Raw genomic sequence first — 24,048 nt, 5'->3', positions numbered from 1 at the left:
GCGCACTCCCGGGCTCTCACCCACGCATACGCGAGCCTTTAACGGTACTTACCGGTACTCACCGGCATTCGCCCTGCACAGCCATTTGGCCGTCCGCCCCGATCGTCACCGTCACCGCTCCGCTGAGCGACTCCGTGTAGCCGCAGATCGTGCCGCCGTACGCTTCTCCGCCCGGGCCGACGGCCCGCAGCACCAGCTCGCCCGCGCCCTGCATCGCAAGCTCCGGGCGGATGTTCCGGCTCTCGCCGCGGGGAACGGGGCGGGGATAGGCGTATTTCGCGTCATCCTGTCTGTCGATCCGCAGTTCAATCTCGGTCAGCTCCGCGCCGGATTCGTTATGCAGCGTGACGACGAGCGGACGCAGATCCCGGAGAATCGGGATCAAGACGAACACCGCCAACAAGGCGCCGCCGAGCAGGAGGACCGAGAGCAGCAGAATTAGCCTTTTTTTAAAAGAAAGAGTGTGGCGTTCGCGGTTCGTCGTGCGGTTCATGGCAAACAACCTCCGTCGTCAAAATAAGGGACTTCGCCCTTACCCGGAAGACGGAGGATATCGCGGTTTTGTCGCAGAGCGCCCGGCACGAATATTACGCGTACGTCACCCAGCCGTAGAGGCCGGACAGCAGGCACATCCCACCGATCCAGCAGAGCGTCACCACATGGCGGCGGGTATGCGGCAGGTATTTTTTCTCAAGCGCCATTATGGACAGACCAGTCAGCAGAACCAACGCAAACGCGATCAGATCAAAAGAAGCCGGCGGAAGCCGCAGTCCGAGCAGCCCCAGCAGCAGCGCGATCGCGAGCAGCGTGATGCCGTACACGTAACGCTTCAGACGCGGCACGTCCGTCAGCCTGCGCCGATCCGCACCCGTGACGATAAGATCGGCGACGACGAAATTCAGCAGCAGGAGAAGCAGCGTATTGCCGAGCAGAATGATCGGAAACGTGGTTGGGTTCATGAGGGGTTGCTCCTTTCGACGGTTCAACTGATCACATCGCTTGCATGGAAAAAGAGCGCCAGTCCGATCATCAGCACCGCCATAACGCCGTACAGCCGGTGTTCCCTCGTCTCCGGCACGTATTTGCGGTCGATGAGAGCAAACAGAATCATCGACAGCGCGAGCAGGCCGAGCGCCGGCGCCCACGTCGGCCGTTCAAGCGACCGCATCAGCAGCACGAAGCAGGGCACGCCGGGCAGACAAGCCGCCGCCGTCAGCCCGTAGTAAGTCTTTTTGACGCGGTCGTTTTCAAAAGTCGGCTTGCCCCGCACGATCCACATCCGAAGCAGCGACGCGGTAATCGTCAGCAGACCGAGAACGAGAATGATAGGGGATTGCATCGCGTTCAGCCTCCTTGGCGCGTTAGCTCACAGATACAGCGGATAAATTACGAAGTAGCCGGCCATGACGACGACCGTCACCGCGAAAGACAGCAGCGTAGCGAGATGTCTTCGGGTATTCGGCAAATATTTGCGCTCCAGCCACGCTTGCGACAGACCGAACAGCGCTACGATGCCCAGCGCCGCGACGAGGAAGTAAGGCCGGTCCCCGCCGTAGATGACCAGAAACGCCAACGCCGCCGCCAGCACCAGATTGATGCCAAACGCATACAGCTTCGGTGCCGTCCGATCCAGATCCATCAGACTGCGCCGATCTTCCCCGCGAACGATTTTCCAGATAAAAAACAGCCGTGCGGCCCCGACGAGGAGGAGCAGGAGTAGACCTGAGTAGTTTTGCATGGGATCACCCGCTTTCTATCTATTCTTTCTACATAAGTATAACGTGTTGAACCGGCCTGAAGTTACGCATAAATAAGTCCCATTATCCGTATAAGGCAGTAGAATAACCCTCTTTCAAAGAAAATTATAGAAAATAACCAGTAATCTAGTTCCCAAACAAGTTCCAGCAAGCTACAATAGACGAAGATGACTATCGAACCAGAGACAAGCCCTTACGAACCAGGCCGCAGGACCCGGTAAGCCTTGATCTACAGCATTCTCCAGACCGTCTATCCGCTGCATCCATATCACATCCACAGATTCCGGAAGCCCCGGACGTCTTCACGGGATCTGTCTCATCAGGGAGTGACACCTTATGGCTTATATGATCCCGGACACCATCCCCCGCACGGCGACCGCAGGCGAACGCCTGCTGTTCCATACGCTTCGCGAACACCTTCCCGACGATTATATCGTCTATTACGAACCCCGGATCGCCGGCCGGCGTCCCGACTATGTCGTGATCGGACCGGACCTCGGCATGCTCGTGCTCGAAGTGAAAGACTATACCGAGAGCACGCTGTACGAACTCTACCCCGACGAATGGCGCATCTACAGCACCCGCGGCGAGCTGCATACCGTCAGCAATCCGCTGCATCAAGCCCGTACCTACGCTTTTAATATCGTGGACAAGCTCAAAAAAGACAAAAGTCTCATTCAGGTCGGCGGCAGCCACTACGGCAGACTCAAATTCCGGTTCGGCTTCGGCGTCGTGTTCACCCGGATGCGCGAGACGCATATCGTCAAGCACCAGCTGCACCGCGTGATCGATCCCCAGTTCCTGCTGACCCGGGACGATATCGATCCGGAAAACGAGCACTTCGACGGTACCGCGCTGCTGGAGCGGATGCTGGGCATGTTCAATTTTCCTTTTCACCCGAACCAACTGCTGAATGCGGAAGACGTCAAAGCGATCCGCTACCATCTGTTCCCCGAAGTGCGCATCAGCGCGGAGTTCAAGCCGCCGTCGCATTACGACGATCAGCTGCTGCTGTCGCTGCACAATCTGCAGGCGATGGATCTGCATCAGGAGACGCTCGCGCGCCAGCTCGGCGACAAGAACCGCCTGATCCGCGGCGTCGCCGGCAGCGGCAAGACGCTGATCCTGTCCGCCCGGGCCCGTCTGCTGTCCAAGGAACATCCGGACTGGAAAATCCTCGTGCTCTGCTACGGCATTCCGCTGTCCCGCGTGCTCAAAGGCATGATCGGGAAGATGCTGGAAGAACCGGAAGACCTGTTCGATTTTGCGGCGATGGAAGCGGGCGAAGACGGCACGCCGGCGCTGCCCAAGTCCAATATCGAGACCGCGACTTTCCATGAATGGCTGTGGAACGCGCTGCGTATCCGGGACGACGGGATCGACACCCTGCTGCCCAAAATCGACCGCGGCGAGACCATCCTGCCCAAATACGACGCGATCCTGATCGACGAAGGCCAGGACTTCGAACCGTCGTGGCTGGAACTGCTGAGCAAAGTGCTCAACCCGGAGACGCAATCTCTGCTGCTCGTAGAAGACAAAGCCCAGAATATTTTTAAAAGAAAAACGAGCCTGTCCTCCAGCACCGGCCTCGACTTCCGCGGACGTTCCAAGATTCTGAGCATCAACTACCGCAACACGTCGCAAATCGTCGGCTTCGCCTGGGACTTCTACCGCACCCACTCGGCCCTCAAAGACCGCGTGAAGGAAGGCAGCAGCATCGAAGGCGTCGAGATCATCCCGCCCCAGAGCACCAAGCGCAAAGGCCCCGAGCCGATCATCAAGCAGTGCGCCAACTTCAATGAAGAAGCGTCCTGGGTCGCCCGCGCAATCCGCAAGCTGCATGACGACAAAAAAGTGCCGTACGCCGAGATCGCCATCCTGTACCGCGTCCGCAGCCAGTACTCGTATTCGTACGTCGACCGGCTGCGCCAAGAACTGACCCACCTCGACATCCCGCATGACTGGATCGCCGAGAACACCGCCTCCAAGCGATCCTACGACCGCGCAGCCGATACCGTGAAGCTGTCGACAATCGACAGTTCCAAAGGTCTGGACTTCAAAGCCGTGTTTATCGTGAACGTGGAGAGCATGCCTTTTAAGCTGGAAGAGAACGTGGAACGGGAAGTCTCGCTGTTCTATATCGGAATGACCCGGGCGATGGATTGGTTGTTTTTGAGCTATTGTGAGGCGGAGGGGTTTGCGGGGTGGTTGAATAAACTCCTTGAACAAAAGTTCTTATGCAATAAAAAATTAAACACTTGTGAAGTGATGAAGTGATGAAGTGATGAAGTGATGAAGCAAGAAGACTTAGAAATATAGAATTAGATTGTCTACTAAAAACTACTAATATATTAAGATTATAAAAGTGGAATAACGTAATAAAATTTTAATTATAAGTATCTGTTTAAAATCTAATTTAATATCTTCTAGGAGTGATCTCAATTGATTGTAATAGAGCCGGAACCAAAAGATATTTCTACAATTGAAGATAAGCAGCGCAGCAATTTGGAGAATATGTTAATGAATAAAACGAAAACTGCAGTTGCTGATGAGAAGCCTTTCATCTTATGTCACCCCGATAAAGATTACTGGATTGATCTGATAATCAAAACTACTATTTCTGAGTATGTATCTGGTTATAAAAAGCGTGAAGACTTTAAAAGAAGACTCTCTGTATTGATTATTTCTATAGATCCTCTTGTGATTGACAAGTTATTGAAGGTGAATATTTCTAAAAAAATAGCTTTTCAAATGGGATTTGATCGTCATCGTTTTTTTAGTGAACAGGGAGAATTTTGTGCAATTGATGATAAAGATTATTTTCAATGTAATATTAAACACTACTTGGAAAAAGGATTTGAAAGTAAAGTTCCAGAAGCTGTTCCGTTGCACTATATATTACCCCTAGCAATTGGCTATACAAAGTTTTCGAATTTTCCAAGGGGGAATAGAAATAAGATAGGACAGTATGATAATAAGCAGCAGGCTGTTTTCTATGTGAGTGCTAGTTTGAATATTATGGAAAAAGATGATCTGCCTTTTTTTGATCATATTTTTGTTGACTGTGCCTCTAGTAATGATTTGATAAAACCATCCTTTTCAGCAACCTCATATTTTTTTGATTCTTGTATGGATAAACGGCTTACGTACCTGAATAATAATAGAGAATTTTATAATTTTGACCCTAAGTTAATTCCTCATTTGAAATTACAAAATAATGCAGTTTTATTGAATCAATTAAAAAATAAAGATGTACAACGTTTAGAAATAAGCTATATAGACACACGATTTGAAGAATGTTTGAGTGAAGCATTCGAATATTTTGGCTTGTTAAGAAAAAGAAGATTTGATCCGTATGATCTGAGTCTCGCAGGCAGACTGTTATATATTTTTTTGAATACACCTGTTAGCGCAGTAGAATACGATATGGTGGCTGATGAAATTCCTGGAGTAGATACCATTCAAAATCAACTGAAAGAACTTAAGCAGAGTGAAAATCGTTATGAAGATGATGATTTTGAATCATTAATCAAGTGCTTAGAAACTATGCTAAATAAACATAAGCTAGATTATGAATCGCCTAAGCAGGATGAATTATTTTCTAGAATTTTAGAAGAACGCAGGAAAGGAAAAAGTGTAGGTATTCTATCGCCAGGACGTGTTGTTAGCATTGCTTTAAAAGAACAGCTGGCATCCAAATTGAATACTACCATTGAAGAAATAGGACAGCAGAATGTATTTCTTTTCAATAGAAAGAAAGTTCTTAAGGGAAGTGAAAAAATAAAATGCGATACACTTCTGTTATTTACAGCTTCTTCACTTGAGGATTTGAGAATTCTACAGATAGCAAACTACCAGCAAGCCGAGGTATTACTTTATCGTATAGAACGCTCCCTATTACAAAGTAAGCTTGAGCGAATGCTTACTTTAAATAATAATTTACTTGATAATTTTTCTCATTCAAGAGAACAGCTTACTACTTACAGTCTTTATCGTTACTTCCTCAATCGTATAAAATTAAAAAACAATGAGTTAGAATCAGAGAACTTTGATGTGCTCGACTTTATAAAAAATATCAAAAGTGATGTTCAAATTTCAATGCGAAAGAATAGGCCCTATGAAGGTAAAGATGCTGTAGAAGCTTATTATATTAAATTTGCTGATGGAAGTGGTATGTTTTTAAGTACAGAGACAGTAGTTAAAGTCCTAAATAGAAATAAACAGAGTCAGGAAGAAATATACTTAGAAAGTATTGAAACAGGTTCTGAAATTCTAATTATTGACCTAGACGCCAAAAAAGATTTATATGATGTCTTTATAGAGTCCTCAGATAAAGGCACAGAGAAAAAAGAACATTTTAAAGTGATTGCGCGTTGGCATGAGTTATTTGAAGATCGATATGTAGTAGGTAAGTGGAATCAAGATAAGTTATACAAACAGATGCGATTAAATGGATGGAAAAGAAAGTCGAAGCAAAATTTCGATAACTGGAGATCGAGATTATATTATGGACCGCAGGATGTAGAAGATATTATTCAACTGGGACAGGTTATGAAAGTCGAAGATTTTATAGAGAATGCGGTCGTCTATCAACATTCTATGAATACTATTCGTAGCGAGCACAGGCAGATTTCGAAAATTTTAAATGCCCTAATTTACGATTCTACAAAAGGCCTTTCTGGAGTAATGAGTAAGAAATTGAGTGAATATAATTTGACGGTCGATAGATTGAAAGAAGCAGTTAAGATCAAAACAATTCTGACCATCAGTGAGCAGCCTTACCTTGTGAAGCCAGGAGAAGTTGGTATTATTTATAAGGAATAGGTTATAGAGAATCAAATAAGGGGGAGATATCTTGGATATTAATGAACGTTTTAAATATAAAAGAGTAAGAAGTGAGATTCTTAGAGCACTTAAGCAAGATCTAATTGGTCCTTCGCATACAGAAGCAGACATTATTTATGAATCTCCAATGTCTGCTTATCTGACGGGTATTTTGCATCCGTTAGATAAGGATGAGATCGTTGAAATGGTTGAAAGTGATACCAGTGATTTTGGCTCATCTGTACAAAAAGAAAATCGAAGCTCTGAATATGGGAAAGAAGAAGAACTCGAAGAACCGGAAGCCAAAATGGTAAATAAAAGCATCAAGAAGCAATCTTCTATGGGAATTCGGTTTTATATGAAGAAAAATTCTTCCTTTCAACTAGTAGTCAGATGGGGAGAATATGATATTTCTACAAAAAGAGATTCTCAGACAGATAGAGAAGTAAGAGTGTGGACTAGAAGGCCTGTTAGCTCTACGAGCTTTAAGTGCACTATTGATTTAAGTACTTGTGCTTCTACTCATCTTACTGTGGCAGACAATGTTGTTATTCAGGTTATAGAGAAGCCTATAGAAGGAACCACTAATTGTATTGTAGCTGTATTTTTGAGGAATCTAAGAAAAGAAAAAGACCGAGCCCTTTATCAAGTAGAGATGGAACTGAGTAGCCTTGAAAACAATTCTCTGTTTTTAAGCGAGAATTTTGCTCGTCATTCTTCTGATTCGAGTAGATTTGACGAATTTCTTTACCGCAATAAACCCGTATTTGCAAAAGGTTTTGGTTGTGCGGCAGATTGGAGCCAAGAAGGCAACGGTCACGCCAATATTCTAAAAACAACATTTATTCCAGAACAAGAAATTGCTTCTATGAGTACAGAATTACCAACTACTACAGAAAGTAAAAAGTTAAAGAAAGAACAATTGTCTATTAAGCAACTCTCGGAGGTTAAAGACTCGGGTGAGCTTATCAAAAGATTAAGCGCTATTCCAGAACTTTATGCGGAATGGATATTAGACCTAGGTAAGCAGATAAAAGAGCTCGAGGATAAAGAGAAAGCTAACGTTAACATCCGAGAGTGTGAGAAGTGCCTTAAACGTATTGAAGATGGAATACAGCTGCTAAAAAGACCGGAGGTATTTGAAGCCTTTATATTTATGAATCAAGTTATGCATATGCAGAATGCTATGAGAGCCTTTGCAAAAGAAAAAACCAGCCTAGAAACAGAATTAACGAAAGAGTATTTTAGTTGGCGACCTTTCCAGTTAGCTTTCATTTTAATGAATATTGAAGGTCTTATAAAACCATATTCAGAAGATCGTAAGATAGTAGATTTGCTCTGGTTTCCTACAGGTGGGGGGAAAACCGAGGCATACCTTGGGATAGCTGCATTTTTGCTTGCCTACCGCAGGCTAATTCATGATCCCAATGATGATTATAATAGAGATGGTGGTGTAACAATATTCTTACGTTACACATTAAGACTGCTTACTACACAGCAAAGAGACAGATTGATGAGAATGATCTGTGCTGCTGAAATTTTAAGGAACCAGACAAAAAAATTTGGAGAATCAGAATTTTCAGTTGGTTTCTGGGTAGGAGGACAGGTCACAGTAAATAAATTAACCGATTTAACATTTAAAGAAGGAGGGGCAAAGCTGCAGGAAATTAGACAAAGGCATACAAATTTGAAAAAACAGGTTATTGAGTGTCCTTGCTGTGGGTATAGAGATCTCAATCACAAATTATTACCTGATGACAACTTGTATACTCCAAAAACAGGTTATGAGATTTTTTGCAATAACCCTAACTGTTACTTCTCAACTAAATTGATTCCAGTATATATGATTGATGAAGATATTTATCGGAAACTACCAAGTGTTATTATCTCTACAGTTGATAAGTTTGCAAGAATGCCTTGGGATGAAATAGTAAGTAATCTGTTCGGTAAAGTAAACCGCTTATGTGAAAAGTGCGGTTATATAGGTGCGGGAGAAGAACATCAAGCAAAACATACGAAGCCTTTAAAAAAAGTCGAAGCTATCAAACCTTTTTATCCTCCTGAGTTGATTATTCAAGATGAATTGCATCTTATAACTGGACCCTTGGGGACAATATACGGAGCCTATGAAACTGCAATTGAATCATTATGTTCTTTGTCTTCAGAATCGGGAATTATCCAACCCAAATATATTGCTTCAACAGCAACAATAAAAAATGCTGAAGATCAAATATTAAAAATTTATGGTCGAGAAAAGGTTCAACAATTTCCTCCTCCAGGTTTAAGTATAGAAAATTCTTTCTTCGCTCAGGAAATACCTATAGAAAAAGATCCTTTTCGTTTATATGCTGGAATATGTGTAAGCGGACAATCAGTCAAAACTGTCCTACTTAGAATATATGCAGTTCTTTTGCAATTCACTGAAACACATAAGGGTAACCCGGACTTTTCACCTTATCTTGATCCTTATAGAACTCTAGTTGGCTACTATAATAGTATTCGAGAACTTGGTGGAGCTGTTCGCTTGTTAGCTGATGACATTCCTAAAAGGATCCGAATCATAGTTGAAAAATATAAGTTAGAAAATGAAAGATATATTAACTATAATGAGATCGAGGAGTTAACTTCACGAGTTTCTTCTTATAAAATACCAGCAATCCTTGCAAAACTGGAAAACAAAATAGGAGAAAAAGAGCTTACTGCAGTACTTGCTACTAATATGATTGCTGTTGGTATGGACGTAGATCGTTTAGGTTTAATGGTAGTAACTGGACAACCCAAGCAAACGGCAGAATATATCCAAGCTTCAAGTCGTATTGGTCGTAAATATCCAGGATTAGCAATTACAGTTTATAATCCTTATAGACCAAGAGACTTATCACATTACCAAAATTTTAAAGCATACCATAGCCGATTGTACCAATACGTTGAGGGCACCACAGCTACTCCATTTGCTTCGCGAGCAAGAGATAAAACGCTTCATGCCATCGCTGTCTCGCTTCTAAGACTTAGAGAGACGGAGGTATCAACCAACGATAAAGCGAAAAATATCAAAAAAATAGACTTAAGCGAGTTAAAAGAAATTATAAAAAATCGCGTTACAAAGGTAGAAAATAAGAATGTAGAGTTTGTAAGAAAAGAGCTGGAGGACTTCCTTGATTACTGGAATCGACAGTCAGAAACATCATCAAAAATTGTATACTGGAAAAGTATGAAAAATTTAGGTTCTGCAACAAGGCTGTTGAGACGTTTTTCTGATAAAAATTTTAATTCAAATGAGAAGATGACAATGGATTCAATGAGAAGTATTGAACAGACTGCAGGCTTATATATTCAAGATGAATGGTGGGAAAAAGTGAATGGTAAAAATTAAAGTGGGAGAAGCTCGACCAGGTCAGCTGATCACAACTTTTGGACCAGGAGCTATTATGGACGCGGTTGAAGATTCACTTATGGTTCTGGATATTAAATACTGGGAAAACGCAAATAACAAAGAAGACCGAATTATCGACAAACAATTGGCATCTTTTTTAGGTAAAGATTATTTTGTAAGAATTCCTACTGAAGGTAAAGGGGATATTCCTACTATCCCCTTTCCCTATTATCATGTTTGTAGTAAAGCCAAATGTCGATTACTTTTTGATATTCGAAAAAAATTTAATATGAACAGTTATCTTAAACAAGGACCTCTTTGTCCGAAATGTTCTTCTAAAGTATATCCTGCACGCTTTTTATTGTCTTGTGAAAATAACCATCTTGAGGATTTTCCATGGCACTGGTGGTCTCATGGGAGAAAGGATAAGGAATATAAAAAATGTTCTGGGGAGCTAACACTTTTCAGTATAGGTGGTTCTTCGGGTTTAGAATCTTTACGAGTAAAATGTAGTTGTCAAGAAAAAAGTTATTCATTAATAGGTGCGATGACAGAAAACAACTTTGATGAATATGAATGCAATGGTCATCACCCTCAGAAACTAGAGTTCGAAAAGGCTGGATGCAAGAAGAAGGTTAGCCCTCTACAAAGAGGTGCTTCAAATGTATACTTTCCAGCTATACGCAGTGCTATTACGATGAGAGAAGAGAGCGGTACAAATAAGAGGTTAACAGATTTGTTCTTTGATAAGAAAGAAAAAATAGAGGAATGGATCAGTCTTGAGGTACTTCATAAAGCATTTAATGAACAACTTTATTTGAACGAATTTAAAAAAGAAGGTTTGAACACATACGAAGAGTTTTTAAAAGAATGGACTTCATTTATATCTTTACATTCTAAAACAAACGAAGTCACATATAGCGAAATTAAAAAACTAGAATACGAGAGATTCACCAGTTTTGAAGGAAGGTGTCGTATACCAGAAGACAAACCAGAGTTTGAAGCGGAGAAACAAGTGATTCCTTATGATCTAAAACCTTTTTTTGAAAGTATAACCTTGGTACATAGGTTGAAAGAGATCATGGTACTCTTGGGATTCACAAGAAATGATTCTCCAGAACCTGAAATTAAGCAACCTGATATTATATGGCTTGGATCTAAAGGGGACGATCGAGATGAAAAGTGGCTCCCGGCAGTCGAAATCTATGGCGAAGGGATTTTCTTGGAAATTAACCAACAAGCACTAAGTTCTTGGATGAGTAAAAATAATGTAATGGGTGCTTCGCAAAAATATACAGACATTCACGGAGAATGGATTAAGAAAAAGGGATGGCACTTAAAAGCTGACCATGGTCAAGAGGATAAAGATGAAAAAGAAGGGATTAGAGCACAGAATGCAGCTTACGTTATGTTGCATACCCTATCCCATCTTATTATCAAGCAGCTTTCGCTTACTTCTGGTTATTCTTCTGTAGCCATTAAGGAAAGAATTTATTGTGACCACAATATGGCTGGAATACTTATTTATACAGGAAGCTTGGATCAAGAAGGTTCATTAGGCGGACTTGTTGAAATGGGAACAATCGATAAATTTCGTAGGATTCTTAAACTAGCTTTGGAAGAAGCCACTTTCTGCACGAACGATCCTGTTTGCTCTTCTATGAATATTGATGAGGAAGAAGATCTTAACGGTTGTTCTTGTTTTGCCTGTTCAATGATCGCAGAGACTTCATGTGAGAATGGAAATCGCCTTTTGGATAGATCATTACTGATTCCGTTATCGGATAGAGAAGAAACAGCTTTTTTTAAAGGAATTGTACCCTGATGGACATCAAAAAACTCTTCAAGATCAATGCTTTTAAAAGCTTGTTTAGTAGTTTCTTAATCAATAACAATTTGATGAATACTGAAATTTTCAAGGAAGAAATAGATAAAGAGTCTAAGTCAGTTATTAATCTTTATAAAGATTTGAAAGGTATCTTCCCTACTCTCAATAAGGAAGAGATTGAGGCTCTGCTTTATATGTTATGTGACTTGAGGCAAGAAGCTTTGCCGGAACCTACGTTTAAAATTGTTGCTACTGCTTCAGGAGAAACTACTTCCTTTGCAAGGGATACAGTGGTTGTAATGAGAGAGTTAATAAATTCTGCTGAGGAAAGAATACTCATCACAGGCTTTGCAATTTCAAAGTATTTTCGAAGTATTCTTGATAGTTTGGGCCAAAAAGCAAAACTGGGGGTGAGAATCGAATTTTACATAGATATCAATGATATAGTGCTTGAAATGCTTGAGGAAATTCAGGATTTATCTCTAAAGTATGAGAATATACTTATTTATCGTTATAAATGTACAGCCTCTAATATGCATGCAAAAGTGATCTTAATGGATGATAAGAGAGCGCTCGTCACGTCTGCTAATCTATCTTATAATGGACTTATAAACAATGTAGAAGTAGGTGTCCTCCTTCAAGGGGCAGATGTAGCTCAAATCAGATTGTTTTTTGAGGAATTGAAAGATAGAAATCTATTTACTTTGTACACCAAGAAGAAGAAGAGGGAAAATGAATGAATATCATTGATTTGTTTTCAGGTGCCGGCGGTCTGACTGAAGGATTTCACCAACATGGACATAATATTATTGCGCAGGTTGAGAAAGATCCTTGGGCTTGTGAAACACTGAGGACAAGGTCGATTTATTATTTTTTAAAAGGTCAAAATGATCTTCAAATGTATTATTACTATCTCAATGAAGCTACCAATTATAGGAATATTGAAGCTAATCGAGAAATAATATATAAAAAATATCCTGATCTAAAACCTCTACTCGATAGGGGAATTCTTAATAAGAAGTTTGGTGCTCCTCATATTGATCAGGAAGCTACGGCAATTAATGAAATTATAAATTCTATTCATGAGGCTCTTTTGTATAAACAGATAAACGAAGTTGATTTAATTATTGGCGGACCTCCATGTCAATCATTCTCTCTTGTTGGTAGAGGTAGAATGAGAGAAGCTGTTCGTAATGACCCTAGAAATATGCTTTTTCTTTATTACAAAGATATAGTTAACGAATTTCGACCTAGGGCCTTTATTTTTGAGAATGTACCTGGTATTTTAAATGCTCAGAAAGGGGCTGTTTTTTCGCAAATTCAATCTGAATTTAATGAAATAGGTTACACTTTAAAATCAGGAATTTCTGAAAATCACACAAAAAATATTATAGATTTTGCTGACTATGGAGTTTTTCAACATAGGAAGCGTGTTTTGTTATTCGGATACCGTAATGATCACGCCTTAGCCTATCCTGATTTTTCAGGAGTCAAAAGACAATGGAGTGCTCCGGTAAATACTTTATCTGCGATTAGCGATCTTACAACTTTGAAACCTGGAGAGGGAGAAGATCTGAAAGTTACTAATTACGCTGAAGACACTAAATTAAACGATTATCAAAAGTTTATGCGTGAAGATAGTATCGGTATTATAAATCATAAGGCAAGGTCTCTTCTCAAAACAGATCAAGAAATTTATAGAATCGCTATAAGAGCAGCTGAAAATGGCATACAGCTTGATTATAGAAATTTGCCAGATACGCTTAGAACTCATAGAAATCAAACTTCTTTTTTAGATCGCTTTAAAGTCCATAGAGCAAATGATATTCCACATACAGTGGTAGCTCATATCTCAAAAGATGGACATTATAATATTCATCCTGACATATTACAATCTCGTTCTTTTACTGTACGAGAAGCAGCGAGAATTCAAGGATTTCCAGATAATTTTAGATTTGAAGGCCCTAGAACTGCTCAGTATGTACAGGTTGGTAATGCAGTTCCTCCTTTAATGTCTGAAGTAATAGCAAAAAGTATGGGCTATCTATTTTGATTTAACTTTGTATTCCCCATTTCAAATGATGTAGTAATGCTCATATAAGATATTGTTATTTTTGTTTAAAGTAAATTTTATACAAGCTTAAAATAAATAATAATAATTTAATATAGTATAAAAATCAGCACATAGAACTTTTCAAAAATTAAAGCTCGAATCACTCAATTTAAAATTTTGAAAGGACTCTATTATGCTAAGTTATAAAAAACTAATCCGCAACCACATTCCAACTATCATCGCTTCCACCGGCAAATCATCCACCACCCGCATCCTGGACGAAGCCGAATACGTCACCGAGCTCCGCGCCAAGCTGCGCGAGGAAGCCGACGAATACTTCACCGCTTCCTCCGAAGCTGACGCGCTGGAAGAACTCGCCGACCTGCTCGAAGTGATTCGCGCCCTCGCGGTTACGCACGGTGCAGATCCCGAGACACTGGAGCAGATACGCGCCGACAAAGCCGCAAAGCGCGGCGGGTTCGACGAACGGATCTACTTGATCGATGTCCACGAATCTTAACGTCAAGCTCATCACCCGCAACCTGGGAGATGAGCTGATCGCGGGGATGCAGCATGCGACGGGGATCTATATCATGACGTCTTTTCTCATGCAATCGGGGGTTAATCTGCTGGCGCCGCATCTGAAAAAGGCGCTGGATCGAGGGGCCGAGGTGAAGCTGCTGGCGGGGGATTATCTGTATATCACTCAGCCGGAAGGGCTGCGGAAGCTGCTGAATATCGACGATCGCTTGGAAGCGCGGCTGTGGCGGAGCATGGGAACGTCTTTTCATCCCAAAGCATATCTGTTCGACTACGAAAACGGGGAAGGGCTGCTGATCGTTGGATCTTCCAATTTTTCGTTTTCGGCGCTCAAGACGGGGTATGAATGGAATCTGGCGATGAACGCGCAGGCGGAGCCGTATACGTTCCGCAGCGCGATGGACCAGTTTATGGAGAATCTGTATCACGATACGACGCTGCCGCTGACGGAAGACACGATCTCGCTGTACGAACAGGAATATCTGCTCAATTACCGAAATAATCCCGAGCTGCAGCGGCATATTATCGAGACGGAGGAAGCCGAAGCGGACATCGGGGACGTGCAGACTGAGGAGACGCCGGCAGAAGAACCGCAGACGGAGACGACGATCCATCCGCGGCCGGCTCAGGAGATGGCGTTGGAGGCACTGACGGCGACGATCGAGGAAGAGTACGACCGCGCGATGGTGATCATGGCGACGGGACTCGGAAAGACGTATCTGGCCGCTTTTTTGGCGCAACGATATCAACGGGTTCTGTTCGTCGCTCACCGGGAAGAGATTCTCAAGCAGGCGGTCCGCTCGTTCCAGCACGTTCTTCCCGAGCGCAGCCACGGCCTCTATAACGGGCAGAGCAAAGAAAGCGGCGCGGACTGCGTATTTGCTTCGATCTATACCCTGGGGATGAAAAAGCACCGGGAGAATTTTGCGCCGGATGACTTTGACCTGATCGTGATCGACGAGTTCCATCATGCGGCGGCGAGATCTTACCAGTCGGTCATCGACTATTTCCAGCCGCAGTTCATGCTGGGCATCACGGCAACGCCGGATCGGATGGACGGGCAGGACGTGTATGCGCTGTGCGGGGGAAACGTGGCGTACCGGATTCATTTTATCGAGGCGATTCGGCGGGAATGGCTGGCGCCTTTTCAATATTACGGCGTGCACGACGAGACGGACTATTCCGGCATTCGCTGGCTGGGCAGCCATTACGACGAAGAACAGCTGCTTGCGGCGCAGCTGCGGGAAGAGTATGCAGAGCGCGTATACGAAGCCTGGGTGCTCAGACGGCAGACGCGCACGATCGCGTTCTGTTCGTCGATCCAGCAGGCGGATTATTTGTCGGACTACTTCCGCACGCGCGGCAGCCGGACGCTCAGCCTGCATTCGCGCACCCGCGAGATGAGCCGGGACGAAGCGATCCGCAGACTGGACGCCGGAGAGCTGGAAGTGCTGTTCACCGTCGATCTGTTCAACGAAGGCACAGACATTCCGAGCGTCGATACGCTGCTGTTCGTCCGCCCGACCGAGTCGCTGACCGTGTTAACCCAGCAGGTGGGCCGGGGTCTGCGTCTGGCGGAAGGCAAATCGCACTGCGTCATTATCGATCTGATCGGCAACTATCGGAACGCGGACGTGAAGCTGAGTTTGTTTGCGGAGTATGACGAAGATTCGGATGGGCAAAAAGCTCGTCCAACCACGATTCCGACCGTACCGGACAGCTGCTCGATCCAAATGGAGACGGCGGTCGTCAACCTGCTGGAAGAACTAAGCCGCAAACGCGCGCCGCATCGGGAGAAGCTGCACCGCGACTTCCTCGATCTCAAAGGCGAGCTGGGCCGCATCCCCGCTTATCTGGAGCTGCATTTGCAGGGGCGGTCCGTAAGCAAAGGGTATCGAGATGAATTTGGGTCTTATGCAGGGTTCCTGAGCTGGGCGGGGATGCTGGATGATCGCGAGCAGCAGGTGTACGAACGGTATGAGGCGTGGCTGCGCGACGTGGAGAAGACGGTCATGACGAAAAGCTACAAGATGGTCGTGCTGCTGTACATGCTGGAACGCGGCGCGGATCGTTGGAACGAGCCGGTGACGGCGGAGGAAACGGCAGCGTTTTTCCACAGGTATCTGACGGAGAAGGAGTACCGCAAAGTGATCGACTTCAGCGACAAGGAATCCAAGCGGCTGTGGGACTGGAACGAGCAGACGCAAACGAAAGTGACGAAGCTGATCGCGGACATGCCGATGAGCAAGTGGGCGGGGGCGAAAGGCAGTCAGGTGGAGTTTGCGGATGGGACGTTTGGGTTGGCTTTTGACGTGGCAGAAGAGGATAAGGAGCTGCTGCACCGGTGGACGCGGGAGGTATGCGAGTATCGGCTGCATGTGCATTTTGAGCGGCGGGGAAATCTGTAGATGATACATTCATAAAAAACGCCTGCATTTATTATGCAGGCGTTTTTTTATAAATGCTTATTAAGCTTCAAATATTCTTCGTAGCCATTGTTATATACAAATGCCATTCTTTTTCGATCGAAAACGGCTTTTGCTCCATGCATTAATCTATGATGGTTTGGACAGAGAATCACAATGTTGCTTGGGCTATGATTTTGTGTTTTTGAAAAGTAATCGATATGATGGGCTTCAGTCACATCAACGCCATAAGGGCTTTGATGGTTGATTCCGCATATTTGGCAGCTATTCCCGTACATTTCTTTCAAAGTATCTATTGTAGTTCGACTTGCTTTCCTTATCTTTTGCAGAACATATCGGGTTTCGATCGAGGCGGAAGAATCCAGACTGGCAAGTATCTTCTCAATTTCTTGTTCGCCTGTATTTTCAAGCAGCGTCTCTATATGTTCTTCACTAAAATTATTTAAAAATGTGTCAAAAATTATTGATTCCTTAAACGATTCGTTCATGGGATTTGTATCCATCCATTGACTGATGGTCAGAGCATCCATGCCCGATTTTGATAATATGGTTTTGAATGCGGCTGCCGAGATTTTTCGAATGGAATTCTGCCAAGCTGGATTTGGCTTGTTTCTTACTTGAGAATAACCAATAGATTCATAGAATTCGTTGTTTGTATCATAAATAGGAACTGTATTGATGAACCTCCAGGTATCAAGAAGCTCGGCATTATAATGGCCTTCTTCTGCCGAAGTTACTTCGCCTATCTTACCGCATCCGAAATAATATCTATTTTTCTTTTTATGACGATCACCCTGGTAGTATAGAAAGGTGTCACCAGAATTAATCTGATTTTTGTAACGGCTGGGGAAATGATAAACTTTAAACGGAATATCTTTATAGTCAGATTCTTTTTCTAGTTTTTGAGAAAGTATAAGAAGCATTAAAACAACCACCCTCAATAATTTTTAGGAAAGCCAGGTCAAATATATTTGAATAATCGAATATGAAATCAAGATGCGTTTAAGATCATTATTTTTTCTAAAGTAGGGATGTCTGCGGGCGCCCAGTCAAGCGTTATCAATTCATTAGTCGACAACCATTTGATATCGATATGTTCAGTGAGCGTAGGTTTTCCTTCTACCAATTTGCAGTAAAACGTAGATAGATGGACAAAGCCAAACTCGTACTCATATACAGTCGTCAGGATAAACTCTCCGATCTCCACCGTGCATTTCATTTCTTCGTCGATCTCGCGCTTTAGGGCGTCTTGCGGCATCTCTCCTTCTTCAATTTTGCCGCCTGGAAACTCCCACTTGTAAGCTAACGTTTTCGTCTTACCACGTTGCGCGCATAGAATCTTTTCATTTTCAATGATGACAGCTCCAACTACATGAATATGTTTTTTCATAAATTCCTCCATTGTGAAGCTTAGGATACAGAATGTTTTTTCTGCATTTATATTCCTATTCTATTATGGAAATGGGGAAGAGGCTAGGTTGAATGATGGACATTAGTTTCTATAAGAATCAAGACAAAAAAAGCTTGCCCCTTCGTATAAGGAAGGCAAGCTTTTCGCTTTTAAGTAAAATTACATCATAAAACAGCAGCTCAAAATCGTCTAGCCTTTTTCGGAGCGTTCTTTACAAAGAATACAGTTTAAAGAATCGTAATGTTTTTAATAGTATTTCATGAAAAGAAGAACCAAATAAAATAGCATCGCCACAAATAGAACGGTATAAACAAGTATGATTTTTTTGGATTTTTGTTTTCTGACACCCATGATCATGTAAGTAAGTATAACTATAAAATAAATAAAAAATGTGTATGGATTAGGCTTAAAGGCTACGAAGATAACCATGATAATCATAAGAGCGGTTAATATCTTTAATGACATGATTTCACCTCTCTACGAAATTATTTGAATCTATTGAAGACTATCTCCGCATGACGCTCATAAACCGGATTTTTGACAATAAAACGGAACTGAAAGCCTATCAAACAGTAAAGCAAGTTTTTTCTTGAAGTGTCCTATGCAAAAGGTACAGTTTAGATAAGAACGCTTCTTTATTTGATGGACGCATCTTGATTTTGATCTAAGCATTTTTTCTAGAAGATTTGGAAAGCTTATAGGCTCCGACAGACAGAATTGCATAGACGATGCCGTATACCAACCAAGCGTCTATATTCGCTTTGAGCGTCTCCAGGTTGGTGAAGATAAAAAGGACCGGAAGAAGGAGACTAAGCGATATAGGCCATACTGCGTTCAATCCGATACGCCGGCATACGGCGCCCAGTAGGATCGCAAGTAGAGGACCTATTAAAAAAGTTGGCAGCAAAGGGTTCAAATCTGGAAATGCCCAATATAACATGAATAAACCTCCCATCCCAAGTTTTTTTGGATTCATGGCCATGAATTCGGCTTACGATGTAAGAGGTTTATTGTGCATGTCTATTGTTATTCTATTACGTAAATCGGGCAGAGGCCAGATCGGACGATGGGGTAACTGTAAGAATATGATAATCGCAAACGGGAATAAAACTTGTCTAAAAGGGAATACCGCTTCACACCCGCTGCACCAACCGAATCTCCGGCAAGTCCTGCTGCTTCTTGGCGATCGGATTGAAGCGGGAAGCGACTTTGCGGACGGGGCCGAGGCTGGCGATCCGGATCAGGGTGTGGATGGTGCCGACGCCGGCTTTGGTCTTGGGGTAGAACATTTTGGGCGCGCCGGGCGGTAGGTGTTGGGCTTTGTCGATCAGCGGGCGCATCCACTGCTCATACTGATCCAGATAAGGCTGCAGATCGTTGGCGGATCGATCGGCGGAATCGGTCGGCGGCGCCTGCGAGAGGAACGCGGCCAGCACGTATCCGCCGATCAGCGCAAGAGAAGAGCCGCCGCCTCCGATTGGGGTGACGCACCAGGCGGCATCGCCCATGACGCAGGTCCGGCCTTTTGACCAACGGGTCATCATAATCTGCGTCAAATAATCGAAGTAGACGTCATGCGAAGTCTCGAAGCCGTCGACGACGCGCTGGGTCTGCCAGCCGGCACCTTCGAAGACGCGGCTCAGCTGGGCGCGGGCCTGATCCGGCGGCAGGGCGGCGAAGTTGCGGTCTTGGCTCGTAAAAGCAAGCATCGCGCGGATCGTACCTTGATTGTCCGGGCGCAGCGACACCTGACGCCGATCCGGAGCAGTATACCAGCGCCACCAGCGGTCGTCTTCGGCGGTGCGCGGGATCGTGCCGTAGGCGATGTTCAGCCCCAGTTCGCGCCGGGAGACGTCGCCCGCGAACACGTTGTCCCGCGTCTTCGACCGCACGCCTTCGGCGATGACGAGCAGGTCGTACGTTTCTTTTTTGCCGGACAGCAGTTCGACTTCGACGTTCTCTTCGCGGTTGTGCACATGCTCGATCCGGTCGCCGTAGCGCACCGACACTTCGGGCGGGAGCGCCTCCAGAATGAGGCGGGCCAGGTCTCCGCGCAGAATCTCCAGCTCCGCCGTCAGGCCGTCGGTGCCGCGCACCGGAAAAGCGCCGACGGTGCGCCCTTTGTCGTCGACGAACGCGGTACCTTCTTCGGTCGTCGTCTGCGCTCGGACCTGGTCTTCGAGGCCCATTTTGGCCAGTACTTCGCGTCCCGAGCCGCGTACGTCGATGTTCTGCCCGCCGTCGCGGAAAGCGTCGGCGCGTTCGAGCACGGTAACGGTCCAGCCGGCGCGGCTCAACCAAAAAGCGGCGCTAAGGCCGGCGATGCTTGCTCCGGATATGAGTGCTGTGCGTGTGTGCATGAAAGTGCTCCTCTCAAAGTTGAGCGTACGGATTAGGGCGGATTAGGATCGGGAGAATATGGCAGAATAGACAGAGAAGCAGATGTAGACACTTACCCGGCAGAGGGGGATTGAAACGGAAGGGCAGAGAGGGAGCGAAGGACTGCACTTTCCCCACGCAAAAAGCGCCCACCCCGACCGATCGGGGCAAACGCTGTGGGATCTGTTTTATAGGAAAAGTCACTCGAATGCAACTTCTGTAACGCCTACTCTGCGTCTTCTTCGTCCTGCGCATAGTCCGTGAACAGTTCGAGCGTCTCCAGCAGCATCGTCACGTCTCCGGATATGTGCATCAGTACGATCTGGTCGCCTTGCACGCCGGCACGTTCGTACTACACGTCGGTCAGCAGATCGCTGTCAACGAGCTTCATCGAGAGGTGATCGGCGAGTTCTTCGGGAGTGAGGTTGGACACTTCGTCCAAGCCGACAGGAACAACGGCAGAGATACGGTTATCCTGCTTGAAAGCCTGAATCTGTTCGAGAGTAAGAGGGTGGGTAAGGACTTCCTGCATGGAACCGGGTGTAGTGGACATAAACGAGCGCTCCTTCTGGATAGGGGGTAAAAAGCGGATTGCGAGTAAAGCAGGCGTACAAACGGGAAAAGTGGAAAAGCTTGAGTTGATATGTAAGAAGTGTAAGAGAAGATAAACTCATTTTAGGTCTAGATACCTAATTATGACAGTACATAATATGATATCTGCAAAAAAATATAATCGAAACACGGTAGATAGACCTGTTTGTGTCAAGGCGAATTCGGGATTATTCCCGGCGGGTGAGAAAGTGATAGAATGGGCAGAGTTCGAAACTTTTATTTTGGCAAGCGGTGAAAGGAATGGAATCTCATGAAAAAAATGATCGTCGTCGGCTCCGGCATTCTCGGCGCTTCGGCGGCTTATCACCTCTCGCGCTCGGCTGCGGATGTGCACGTGACGCTGATCGACGCGAAGCATCCGGGCCGGGCGACCGACGCGGCTGCCGGCATTATATGCCCGTGGCTGTCGCAGCGGCGCAACCAGGCGTGGTACCGGCTCGCCAAGGGAGGCGCGCGCTATTACGCACAGCTGACAGAGGAGCTGCATCGTCTGGGCGAGCAGGATACGGGTTATGCCCGCGTCGGCGCGCTCAGTCTGCATACAGACCCGGCCAAGATCGAGCAGATGCGCAAACGGGCTGAACAGCGGCGCGAAGACGCCCCGGAGATCGGGGAGATCGAAGTGTTGGACAGCACGCGGGTGCGGGAGCTTTTTCCGCTGCTTGGCGAAGGCTATCACGCCGTGCGTGTCAGCGGCGCGGCGCGGGTGGACGGGCGCGCGCTGCGCGACGCGCTGATCTCGGCCGCGCGCCGGAACGGAGCGGAGGTCGTGGAAGGGGCTGCGGTGTTGGAGGTGGAGCGAGCGGGCGGTGCGGAGCGTGGCCGCGGGAGCGAGGCGGAGCATGGGGAGCGCGGGGATCGTGCAGGGCGCGAAGAGCAGGGCGGAGAGCGTGCGGAGCCGGCAGGGAGCGGTGCGGAGCGCGGGGAGCAGGGCGGAAAGCGTGCGGAGCCGGCGGGGAGCGGTGCGGAGCGCGGGGAGCATGCACAGCTTGATAAGCAGGACCGAGGCGGAGAATTCGCCGCAACGGATGCGGGAGGACGCGTCACCGGGGTTATCGTCGACGGCAGGCGGCTGCCCGCGGACGAGGTGATTGTGTGCGCGGGCGCATGGGCGGGCGAACTGCTGCGTCCGCTAGGCGTGCATTTTCGCGTCACGTACCAGAAAGGACAGATCCTGCATATGCAGATGCCGAACGAGCGGTCGAGCGGCCGGTGGCCGGTCGTCATTCCGCCGACGGATCAATATTTGCTGTCTTTTGAAGACGGCAAAATGGTCGTTGGAGCCACGCACGAGAACGAGGTGGAATTGTCCGACACCCGCGTGACGGCGGGCGGCGTGCACGAAGTGCTGAGCAAAGGGCTGGCGCTTGCACCAGGCCTCGCGGACGGCGAGCCGGGCGAAGTGCGGGTCGGGTTTCGGCCGTTTACGCCGGGTTTTCTGCCCGTGATCGGGCGCGTTCCCGGCTGGGCGGGATTGATTACGGCGAACGGCCTCGGCGCTTCGGGGCTGACGATGGGGCCGTTTCTCGGCCGCCAGCTGGCGAAGCTTGCGCTTGGCCTGGAGCCGGACCTGCCGCTGGACGATTACGCGGTGGAGAAAGCGCTGGGGGAAGGGTAGGCGAGCAAGGCTGGGGGTTGAGCAGGTTGCGCAGGCCGGGGACTCACAGGCCGGGTATGAGCTATTCGTAGGCGGAGAGTCCGGGCATAAGTCTGGTGCAAGTGCAGTGCAAGTGCGGTGCAAGCCATGCGCGGGCGGAGAATGGGCCGGGCGAGCATCGGGCGTTCGGGCTGAGGCCCAGATGTGGCAGCGAGGCTGTCGGACAGACGTCCAAGCGGCCGAACGAACCGTAACGAAACGGCCCTCCAAAGCGTTTATGGGAAAAAGACCCGTATAAGGAGGGCTTGCGATGAACCGACTATCTACCCAAAAACAGGCCAAACGCAATCTGATCATGACGGTCGTCATGACGCTTTTTATGTTCGTCGGGATCGGGTATCTGATCGTCGTCGAACGTTACGTTAGCCTGCTGATTTTTGTTCCTCTGCTTGGGATGAGCTTCTGGATGCTGCGCCGTCTTCGTGCGGAACTGCGGGAAGATAGAGCGGAGAACGCGGAAGCGATGAAGCGGCAGCCGGGAGAACGGTAAAAGCGGAGCGGCCGGGGCTTGGGCGAAAATTGAAAAGGGATGCCGAAAGTTCGGGCGGATCTGACGCAAGGCGCTGCGATGGCGGTCGAGCCGGAGTGAGCGCTTGATCGACAACGGCTGATCGAGGCAGCTGGGTGTACGTCATGATTTGCCCCTCCGCCGACGCTGCCAGATAGGCAAAATCGCGACATACTGGACCATTAACTGCCTGAAGACACTTATTTTTGCGGAAAAGCCGTCTGAATCGAAAATAACTGCGCAGATCCACTTATTTGGTCTGAAAAGAGGCTCTACGTGCTTATATGCGGAAAATAAGTGTTCTCACGCAGTTATTTGGGTTTGCATAGACTCGTGGAGAGAAATAAGTGCTCTCAGGCAGTTATTCGGGCGAGAATAGGCAGTGGAAGAGTGGAAGAGTGGAAGAGTGGAAGAGTGGAAGAGTGGAAGAGTGGAAGAGTGCCGGAATGCGAGAATGCAATAATAAGTGTATGCGAGAATAGATGAATAGAGGAATAGGTGAAAAAGTATCGTTAGCGTGCGAAAGTGTTTTAGCGTGAGAAATAGGAAAATAAAAAGACCGCAGTCCTTCTTCTTGCGAAGCGGATGCGGTCTTTTTCTGTTGGAGTGAAGGCGCTGGAGTGAAGCCGTCCGGGTAAGGCTGGGCGAATCAAGCCGTCCGGATCCGGACTATGACAGCC

Annotated in this window: 18 protein-coding genes; 10 read left to right on the top strand and 8 right to left on the bottom strand. The window is 46.3% G+C overall.

The window, feature by feature from the left end:
* Nucleotides 1-58: 58 nt before the first annotated feature.
* The 4 genes from FTE24_RS07225 to FTE24_RS07210 form a co-directional block, all read right to left on the bottom strand.
* Nucleotides 59-493, bottom strand: coding sequence for a hypothetical protein (locus tag FTE24_RS07225; RefSeq protein WP_150231941.1), 435 nt, complete (start codon nt 491-493; stop codon nt 59-61).
* A 94-nt stretch (nt 494-587) separates the two neighbouring features.
* A complete protein-coding gene (locus FTE24_RS07220) occupies nt 588-959 on the bottom strand; it encodes a hypothetical protein (protein WP_141448733.1) in 372 nt (123 codons plus the stop codon).
* Nucleotides 960-982: 23 nt separating this feature from the next.
* Nucleotides 983-1,339 carry a hypothetical protein gene (locus tag FTE24_RS07215; RefSeq protein ID WP_150231939.1) on the bottom strand — a complete coding sequence of 119 codons (357 nt, stop codon included), beginning with the start codon at nt 1,337-1,339 and terminating at the stop codon, nt 983-985.
* A 27-nt stretch (nt 1,340-1,366) separates the two neighbouring features.
* Nucleotides 1,367-1,639 carry a DUF4181 domain-containing protein gene (locus FTE24_RS07210; RefSeq protein ID WP_160441688.1) on the bottom strand — a complete coding sequence of 91 codons (273 nt, stop codon included), beginning with the start codon at nt 1,637-1,639 and terminating at the stop codon, nt 1,367-1,369.
* 454 nt (nt 1,640-2,093) lie between these two features.
* Here FTE24_RS07210 and FTE24_RS07205 point away from each other — a divergent pair, with 454 nt between their 5' ends.
* From FTE24_RS07205 to FTE24_RS07170, 8 genes are all read left to right on the top strand, one after another.
* On the top strand, nt 2,094-4,034 hold the full coding sequence (locus FTE24_RS07205) for a 3'-5' exonuclease (RefSeq protein ID WP_150231934.1): 1,941 nt from the start codon (nt 2,094-2,096) through the stop codon (nt 4,032-4,034).
* Between the two features lie 165 nt (nt 4,035-4,199).
* Nucleotides 4,200-6,581, top strand: a complete 2,382-nt coding sequence (gene drmE, locus FTE24_RS07200; RefSeq protein WP_150231933.1) for a DISARM system-associated protein DrmE — start codon at nt 4,200-4,202, stop codon at nt 6,579-6,581.
* Nucleotides 6,582-6,612: 31 nt separating this feature from the next.
* Nucleotides 6,613-9,954 carry a DISARM system helicase DrmA gene (gene drmA / locus FTE24_RS07195; RefSeq protein ID WP_150231931.1) on the top strand — a complete coding sequence of 1,114 codons (3,342 nt, stop codon included), beginning with the start codon at nt 6,613-6,615 and terminating at the stop codon, nt 9,952-9,954.
* Nucleotides 9,941-11,779, top strand: coding sequence for a DUF1998 domain-containing protein (gene drmB, locus FTE24_RS07190; protein ID WP_150231928.1), 1,839 nt, complete (start codon nt 9,941-9,943; stop codon nt 11,777-11,779). Before drmA ends, drmB begins: the two co-directional genes overlap by 14 nt.
* Nucleotides 11,779-12,522, top strand: coding sequence for a phospholipase D-like domain-containing protein (locus tag FTE24_RS07185; protein WP_150231926.1), 744 nt, complete (start codon nt 11,779-11,781; stop codon nt 12,520-12,522). Before drmB ends, FTE24_RS07185 begins: the two co-directional genes overlap by 1 nt.
* Nucleotides 12,519-13,835 (top strand): DNA cytosine methyltransferase, encoded by a 1,317-nt coding sequence (locus FTE24_RS07180; RefSeq protein WP_150231924.1) that lies wholly within the window; start codon nt 12,519-12,521, stop codon nt 13,833-13,835. Before FTE24_RS07185 ends, FTE24_RS07180 begins: the two co-directional genes overlap by 4 nt.
* Nucleotides 13,836-14,028: 193 nt before the next feature.
* Nucleotides 14,029-14,355, top strand: a complete 327-nt coding sequence (locus tag FTE24_RS07175) for a nucleoside triphosphate pyrophosphohydrolase (RefSeq protein ID WP_150231922.1) — start codon at nt 14,029-14,031, stop codon at nt 14,353-14,355.
* Nucleotides 14,339-16,783 (top strand): DEAD/DEAH box helicase family protein, encoded by a 2,445-nt coding sequence (locus FTE24_RS07170; protein WP_150231920.1) that lies wholly within the window; start codon nt 14,339-14,341, stop codon nt 16,781-16,783. Before FTE24_RS07175 ends, FTE24_RS07170 begins: the two co-directional genes overlap by 17 nt.
* A 47-nt stretch (nt 16,784-16,830) precedes the next feature.
* Here FTE24_RS07170 and FTE24_RS07165 read toward each other — a convergent pair whose 3' ends face one another.
* From FTE24_RS07165 to FTE24_RS07150, 4 genes are all read right to left on the bottom strand, one after another.
* Entirely contained in the window at nt 16,831-17,724 is an 894-nt protein-coding gene (locus tag FTE24_RS07165; RefSeq protein WP_150231918.1) for an HNH endonuclease, read from the bottom strand.
* 68 nt (nt 17,725-17,792) lie between these two features.
* Nucleotides 17,793-18,191, bottom strand: a complete 399-nt coding sequence (locus FTE24_RS07160; RefSeq protein ID WP_150231916.1) for a (deoxy)nucleoside triphosphate pyrophosphohydrolase — start codon at nt 18,189-18,191, stop codon at nt 17,793-17,795.
* A 1,154-nt stretch (nt 18,192-19,345) separates the two neighbouring features.
* The gene (locus FTE24_RS07155) at nt 19,346-20,572 is read right to left on the bottom strand and encodes an FAD-dependent monooxygenase (RefSeq protein ID WP_150231914.1); all 1,227 of its coding nucleotides are present in this window, start codon (nt 20,570-20,572) and stop codon (nt 19,346-19,348) included.
* A 371-nt stretch (nt 20,573-20,943) separates the two neighbouring features.
* A complete protein-coding gene (locus tag FTE24_RS07150) occupies nt 20,944-21,144 on the bottom strand; it encodes a hypothetical protein (RefSeq protein WP_150231912.1) in 201 nt (66 codons plus the stop codon).
* 309 nt (nt 21,145-21,453) lie between these two features.
* Here FTE24_RS07150 and FTE24_RS07145 point away from each other — a divergent pair, with 309 nt between their 5' ends.
* Together FTE24_RS07145 and FTE24_RS07140 are read left to right on the top strand one after the other, a co-directional pair.
* Entirely contained in the window at nt 21,454-22,821 is a 1,368-nt protein-coding gene (locus FTE24_RS07145; protein WP_150231910.1) for an NAD(P)/FAD-dependent oxidoreductase, read from the top strand.
* A gap of 289 nt (nt 22,822-23,110) precedes the next feature.
* Nucleotides 23,111-23,350, top strand: a complete 240-nt coding sequence (locus tag FTE24_RS07140; protein WP_150231908.1) for a hypothetical protein — start codon at nt 23,111-23,113, stop codon at nt 23,348-23,350.
* Nucleotides 23,351-24,048 lie beyond the last annotated feature (698 nt).

Origin of the sequence: Saccharibacillus sp. WB 17 (assembly GCF_008634075.2) — a bacterium.
Classification (GTDB): domain Bacteria; phylum Bacillota; class Bacilli; order Paenibacillales; family Paenibacillaceae; genus Saccharibacillus; species Saccharibacillus brassicae.
This window is presented reverse-complemented; position numbering and strand designations above follow the sequence as displayed.

Excerpts from the sequence above, each read along its gene's own strand:
- FTE24_RS07225 (WP_150231941.1), bottom strand. The coding sequence starts at position 493 with ATGAACCGCACGACGAACCGCGAACGCCACACTCTTTCTTTTAAAAAA.
- FTE24_RS07155 (WP_150231914.1), bottom strand. The coding sequence starts at position 20,572 with ATGCACACACGCACAGCACTCATATCCGGAGCAAGCATCGCCGGCCTT.
- FTE24_RS07210 (WP_160441688.1), bottom strand. The coding sequence starts at position 1,639 with ATGGATCTGGATCGGACGGCACCGAAGCTGTATGCGTTTGGCATCAAT.
- FTE24_RS07185 (WP_150231926.1), top strand. The coding sequence starts at position 11,779 with ATGGACATCAAAAAACTCTTCAAGATCAATGCTTTTAAAAGCTTGTTT.
- FTE24_RS07220 (WP_141448733.1), bottom strand. The coding sequence starts at position 959 with ATGAACCCAACCACGTTTCCGATCATTCTGCTCGGCAATACGCTGCTT.
- FTE24_RS07140 (WP_150231908.1), top strand. The coding sequence starts at position 23,111 with ATGAACCGACTATCTACCCAAAAACAGGCCAAACGCAATCTGATCATG.
- drmB (WP_150231928.1), top strand. The coding sequence starts at position 9,941 with ATGGTAAAAATTAAAGTGGGAGAAGCTCGACCAGGTCAGCTGATCACA.
- FTE24_RS07205 (WP_150231934.1), top strand. The coding sequence starts at position 2,094 with ATGGCTTATATGATCCCGGACACCATCCCCCGCACGGCGACCGCAGGC.
- FTE24_RS07170 (WP_150231920.1), top strand. The coding sequence starts at position 14,339 with ATGTCCACGAATCTTAACGTCAAGCTCATCACCCGCAACCTGGGAGAT.
- FTE24_RS07145 (WP_150231910.1), top strand. The coding sequence starts at position 21,454 with ATGAAAAAAATGATCGTCGTCGGCTCCGGCATTCTCGGCGCTTCGGCG.
- FTE24_RS07180 (WP_150231924.1), top strand. The coding sequence starts at position 12,519 with ATGAATATCATTGATTTGTTTTCAGGTGCCGGCGGTCTGACTGAAGGA.
- FTE24_RS07160 (WP_150231916.1), bottom strand. The coding sequence starts at position 18,191 with ATGAAAAAACATATTCATGTAGTTGGAGCTGTCATCATTGAAAATGAA.
- FTE24_RS07150 (WP_150231912.1), bottom strand. The coding sequence starts at position 21,144 with ATGTCCACTACACCCGGTTCCATGCAGGAAGTCCTTACCCACCCTCTT.
- FTE24_RS07215 (WP_150231939.1), bottom strand. The coding sequence starts at position 1,339 with ATGCAATCCCCTATCATTCTCGTTCTCGGTCTGCTGACGATTACCGCG.
- FTE24_RS07175 (WP_150231922.1), top strand. The coding sequence starts at position 14,029 with ATGCTAAGTTATAAAAAACTAATCCGCAACCACATTCCAACTATCATC.
- FTE24_RS07165 (WP_150231918.1), bottom strand. The coding sequence starts at position 17,724 with ATGCTTCTTATACTTTCTCAAAAACTAGAAAAAGAATCTGACTATAAA.